The organism is Dietzia sp. E1 (genome assembly GCF_014145015.1).
In the GTDB taxonomy this organism is placed as follows: Bacteria; Actinomycetota; Actinomycetes; order Mycobacteriales; family Mycobacteriaceae; genus Dietzia; species Dietzia cinnamea_A.
The window spans coordinates 1-5,247 of the sequence record NZ_JAALDU010000125.1 but is presented as its reverse complement, the minus strand read 5'-3'; the positions used below and the strand labels follow the sequence as shown (position 1 = coordinate 5,247).

The window sequence follows — 5,247 nt, the reverse complement described above, 5'->3', positions numbered from 1 at the left end:
GCACAGCGCGAGTTCCCCGACGCCGACCTCGACCCCGCCACCGCCGCGCTCCGCCCCGAGTGGACCGACGAGCGGGCGGGGATCTCGCTCGACCACCTGTTGCGCATGACCTCCGGCCTCGAGTGGGACGAGGAGTACGACCTCGGCACCCCGGTCACCCGGATGCTCTACCTCGAGCCGGACATGGCCGCCTACGCCGCGTCCCGGCCGCCCGCCCACACCCCGGGTAAGTACCGCCAGTACTCCTCCGGAACCACCAACATCCTCTGCGACCTCCTGCACGAGCGCACCGGGATGGGACCCGAGATGGCCGAGGAGTTGCTGTTCCGCCCGCTGGGCATGCGCAGCGCCGTCCTCGAGGCCGACGCGTCCGGCGGGTCCGTGTGCAGCTCGTACCTGTGGGCGAGTCCCCGTGACTGGGCGCGGTTCGGTCAGTTCGTGATGGACGACGGCGAGGTGGACGGACAGCGGCTCCTGCCAGAGGGGTGGATGGACTACGCGACCACGGGCGTCGCGGCGGGCGGCGAACCCGAGCCCTACGGCGCCCAGTGGTGGCTCAACCGGGCCGATGACGGTGGCCCGCTCCGGTTCGACCGCATGCCGGCCGATGCCTACTGGGCGTCCGGTCACGACGGGCAGTACGTCGTGGTGGTCCCCTCGGCCGATCTCGTGGTGGTGCGCACGGGTTTCACCCCCGGCTCGAGCCTCGACGAGGTGGGCGTCGACCGGCTGGTCGGCGAGGTCGCACGCGCGGTCGGCTGACCGACGGGTGCCCCGCCCCGGTCGGTAGCCGCCCCCGCCGGGCGGCAGCCGCGGATCCCGGGATCAGCCCCAGGCGGCCTGGATGCCGGCGCTGGCGCGGTCGACCCGCTCGAGGCGGCTCTCGGTGTACAGGGCGATCTGATCGACGATGACCCGCATGCGCGCGGCGTCGTCGGGGGCCGCATCCCACAGCGGCCGCAGCACCGGATCGAGTCCCGCCGGCGCGGACTGCGCCAGGAACTCCGCGACCCGATGGATCCGGTCGCGCTGCCGGTCCTGCCTCAGGCGGTGGCCCGGATCGCTCATCACGTAGCGGACGGCCATCGTCTTGAGCATGACGACCTCGGCCTCGACCTCGACCGGCACCTCGAGATCGGCGCTGTAGCGACCGTGCGGCTTCGCGCCGTGCACCTCGCGGGTCGCGTGGATGGCGGGCATGACGAACCGGCCGACCAGCTCGCTGGTGAGGGCCTTGAGCGCGACGAACCCGGCGAAGCTCTCGTCGAACGGCTGGACCGCACGGACCACCTCGAGCGAGCCCAGGCGCCCGGCGGCCCGCTCCAACTGGTCGGCGTCCGGGCCGCGGAACTCGGCCGCCCCCAGCTCGGCGAGCGCGGCGACCTCCGACCGGTCCGTCAGCGACCGCAGGTCGAGGCGGCCGGCGACGATCGCGTCCTCCACGTCGTGCACCGAGTAGGCCACGTCGTCGGAGAAGTCCATGATCTGGGCCTCCAGACACCGGGTGTCCCCGGGCGCGCCCTGCCGGATCCAGGCGAGGGTGTCCGCGTCGTCGGCGTAGGCACCGAACTTCCGCGTCCCCTCGCGCGGCAGCCACGGGTACTTGGTGGCGGCGTCGAGGGCTGCGCGGGTGAGGTTCAGCCCCACCCCCCGACCGTCGGCGTCCACGACCTTGGGCTCGAGCCGGGACAGGATCCGCACGGTCTGCGCGTTGCCCTCGTAACCGCCGAAGGAGCGGGCGACCTCGTCCAGAGCACGCTCGCCGTTGTGGCCGTAGGGGGGATGGCCGATGTCGTGACTCAGACCCGCGAGGTCCGCCAGATCCGGGTCGCAGCCCAGGCCCGCGGCGATGCTGCGCGAGATCTGCGCCACCTCGAGCGAATGAGTGAGCCGGGTGCGCGGGGTGTCCCCGTCACCGGGGCCCACCACCTGGGTCTTGTCGGCGAGTCGTCGCAGTGCCGCCGAGTGCAGGACGCGGGCGCGGTCGCGGTCGAACGGGCTGCGCTCACTGGCCTTGCCCCTGGCACGTCCCGCCCCCTCGTCCACGCGCCGCTCGGCGTCCGCCGCCTCGTACGCGTAACCCGTCATGCCCGTCCCCTCCGGGCGTCGCCGCCCCCGTCGTCCCCGGGTCGCCGGCTCATCCCGGGAAGTCCACATCGCTACCGACGATCCGGTGGTACTGGTACCAGAGCACCGCGCCGGTCTCCCGGATGATGCTCATGATCTGGTTCTCGCGGGTCCACACCGCCGGCCCGTGCCGGGTCGGTGAGGTCCACGCGTCCAGTCCGGCATCGCGGGCCATCATCCGCGAGCGGTACGAGTGCGTGGGGTCGCTGACCAACACCACCGACTGTCCGCCCTGATCCCGCACCGTCTGGGCCACGGCGTCGAGGCTGCCCTCGGTGTTCGTGCCGGTCTCCACCGCCAGGACGGCCTCGGGGGGCACTCCCAGCCGGGTCAGATAGGCCCGGCCGGACCCGGCCTCGGTGTACAGGTCACCGGGCTGACCACCGCCGACCGTGATGATCTGCGGCGCGACCCCCTCGTCGTACAGCAGGGCCGCGTGTTCGAGTCGCGCCTGGAACACCGGGGTCGGTACGCCGTTGTACTGGGCGGCCCCCAGCACGACGATCGCGTCCGCCGGCGTGCGGTCATCGATTCGCGCGACGTGCCAGACGCGGAACGCGATGAACCCGGGGATGACCAGGCACAACAGCAGTGCGATGGTCAGGACCCAGCTGACGGCCCTGGACACCGCGCGGAGCGGGGACCCGGAACTTCTCACCCGACCAGTGTGCCAGGGGCGCCCGTCAGCACCCGATCAGGCGCTGGGCGAGGTAGCCCTCCACCTGGTCGATGGCCACCCGCTCCTGCGCCATGGTGTCGCGCTCGCGGATCGTGACGGCCTGGTCCTCGAGCGTGTCGAAGTCCACGGTGATGCAGAACGGGGTGCCGATCTCGTCGTGGCGACGGTAGCGACGGCCGATCGCCTGCGCGTCGTCGAAGTCGACGTTCCAGTTCTTGCGCAGCTGGGCCGCCAGGTCGCGGGCCTTGGGAGACAGGTCGGCGTTGCGCGACAGCGGCAGCACCGCGGCCTTGATCGGGGCGAGACGGCGGTCCAGCTTGAGCACCGTCCGGGTGTCGACGCCGCCCTTGGCGTTGGGGGCCTCGTCCTCGGTGTAGGCGTCGATGAGGAACGCCATGAGCGACCGGGTCAGACCGAAGCTCGGCTCGATGACGTAGGGCACGTACTTCTCGCCCGAGGCCTGGTCGAAGTACTGCAGGTCCTCGCCGGAGTGGGTCTGGTGCTGGGTCAGGTCGTAGTCGGTGCGGTTGGCGACGCCCATGAGCTCGCCCCACTCGTTTCCGGAGAACCCGAACTTGTACTCGAAGTCGATGGTGCCCGCCGAGTAGTGCGCGCGCTCGTCGTCGGGGACGTCGAAGCGGCGCATGTTCTCCGGGTCGATGCCCAGGTCGACGAACCAGTCCCAGCAGTCCTCGACCCAGCGCTTGAACCACTCGTCGGCCTCGTCGGGCTTGACGAAGAACTCGATCTCCATCTGCTCGAACTCGCGGGTGCGGAAGATGAAGTTGCCGGGGGTGATCTCGTTGCGGAACGCCTTGCCGATCTGACCGATGCCGAACGGCGGCTTCCGCCGGGCCGTGGTCATGACGTTCTTGTAGTTGATGAAGATGCCCTGCGCGGTCTCCGGACGCAGGTAGTGCAGGCCGGTCTCGTTGTCCACGGGGCCCAGGAACGTCTTCATCAGGCCGGAGAACAGCTGCGGATCGGTCCACTGTCCCTTGGTGCCGCAGTTGGGGCACGCGATCTCGGTCATCGGGGCGTCGGCCACCGAGTCGAGCTTCTTCTTGGCGGCGTACGCCTCCTGCAGGTGGTCCTGACGCAGGCGGGTGTGGCAGTTGCGGCACTCCACCAGCGGGTCCGTGAAGGTCTCGACGTGGCCTGAGGCCTGCCACACCTGGCGGGGCAGGATGATCGACGAGTCCAGGCCCACGACGTCCTCGCGGCCCGTGACGAACGTGCGCCACCACTGCTTCTTGATGTTGTCCTTGAGCTCCACGCCCAGGGGGCCGTAATCCCACGCCGAGCGCGTCCCGCCGTAGATCTCGCCACACTGGTACACCAGTCCCCGGCGCTTGCAGAGATTGACGACGGTGTCGATGACGGAAGCTGAGGATGCCACGTCGGGGGTTCTCCCTCTGATGAGTCGGTTGGCGGAGGTGTCGGAGTGGACCACCTCGGCGCGGGCCTGCGCCCGGGCACTTCTCACCAGGGTATCCGGTCGACCCCCCGGGTCTGGGATACTGGGGTCCCCTACCCGACACGGCGCCGGCGGCGACCGAGAACGACCTCGAGCCCGGAAGGTGGAGACGATGGCACCCGGACCCCGATCGACCGGTCCCCAACCGGTCGCGGACGTCCACGACTCCGACCACCGGGCCGCCCCGGTCCCCCTCCCGCCCGACCGTGTGGTGTCCGCGGCGGGGGAACTCCTGCGGGCCCTGTCCGCGCCGCTGCGCATCGCGATCGTCCTGCAGCTGCGGGAGGGGCCGCGGTGCGTCCACGAGCTCGTCGACGCGCTCGGGGTGGCCCAGCCACTGGTGAGCCAGCACCTGCGTGTGCTCAAGTCCTCGGGCGTGGTCTCGTCCCACCGGCAGGGACGCGAGATGCGGTACGAGCTGCTCGACGGGCACATGCTCAACATCGTCGAGGCGGCCGTCGGGCACGCCGGGGAGCAGTAGGGCCATGACCTCTTCCCGCAGGCCCATCGGCGTGCGCTCCACCCGGCAGCGCAGCGCGATCTCGGGTCTCCTCGACGAGTCCAAAGGTTTCCGTTCGGCGCAGGACCTGCACGCCGAGCTGCGCGATCGAGGCGACACAATCGGGCTCACCACCGTGTACCGGACCCTGCAGTCGATGGCCGACGCCGGCGCGGTCGACGTGTTGCGCACCGACTCCGGAGAGCTGATCTTCCGCAAGTGCTCCGACTCGCACCACCATCACCTGGTGTGCCGGATCTGTGGGTTCACCGTGGAGGTCGAGGAACCGGGGGTCGAGGTGTGGGCCCACCGCGCGGGCCGGGCCCACGGGTTCACCGAAGTCAGTCACACGGTCGAGCTGTTCGGCGTCTGCGCACGGTGCGCCGAGGCCGGGGCCGACGCCGGGCCTGACGCCAGCGCCGATGCGGGGAGCGGGCCCGACGCTCGCGCGGGGGCCGAGCCCAC

Annotated in this window: 5 protein-coding genes and 1 pseudogene; 3 read left to right on the top strand and 3 right to left on the bottom strand. The window is 71.0% G+C overall.

Translation table 11 applies throughout. From position 1 onward, the window contains the following. Window positions 1–762 (top strand): serine hydrolase (locus tag G6030_RS05270; protein ID WP_182642429.1); only part of this gene is annotated, 762 nt, incomplete at its 5' end. Between the two features lie 63 nt (window positions 763–825). On the opposite strand, the gene G6030_RS05265 is transcribed toward G6030_RS05270, so the two are convergent. Genes G6030_RS05265 through G6030_RS05255 form a run of 3 tightly spaced genes read right to left on the bottom strand, consistent with a single transcriptional unit; the run spans window position 826 to window position 4,205 of the window. Next, complete coding sequence (locus tag G6030_RS05265; protein WP_182642428.1) at window positions 826–2,088, bottom strand: deoxyguanosinetriphosphate triphosphohydrolase; 1,263 nt, start codon at window positions 2,086–2,088, stop codon at window positions 826–828. A gap of 49 nt (window positions 2,089–2,137) precedes the next feature. Next, window positions 2,138–2,755, bottom strand: a complete 618-nt coding sequence (locus G6030_RS05260) for a YdcF family protein (protein WP_063974057.1) — start codon at window positions 2,753–2,755, stop codon at window positions 2,138–2,140. Window positions 2,756–2,810: 55 nt separating this feature from the next. Continuing rightward, window positions 2,811–4,205, bottom strand: a complete 1,395-nt coding sequence (locus tag G6030_RS05255; RefSeq protein ID WP_007626421.1) for a glycine--tRNA ligase — start codon at window positions 4,203–4,205, stop codon at window positions 2,811–2,813. A 190-nt stretch (window positions 4,206–4,395) separates the two neighbouring features. Between G6030_RS05255 and G6030_RS05250 the strand changes: the two genes are divergently transcribed. Both G6030_RS05250 and G6030_RS05245 read left to right on the top strand, forming a co-directional pair. Further along, window positions 4,396–4,764, top strand: coding sequence for a metalloregulator ArsR/SmtB family transcription factor (locus G6030_RS05250; RefSeq protein ID WP_187701552.1), 369 nt, complete (start codon window positions 4,396–4,398; stop codon window positions 4,762–4,764). A 4-nt stretch (window positions 4,765–4,768) separates the two neighbouring features. Further along, a pseudogene (locus G6030_RS05245) lies at window positions 4,769–5,167 on the top strand (Fur family transcriptional regulator); the annotation flags it as partial. Window positions 5,168–5,247: the final 80 nt, after the last annotated feature.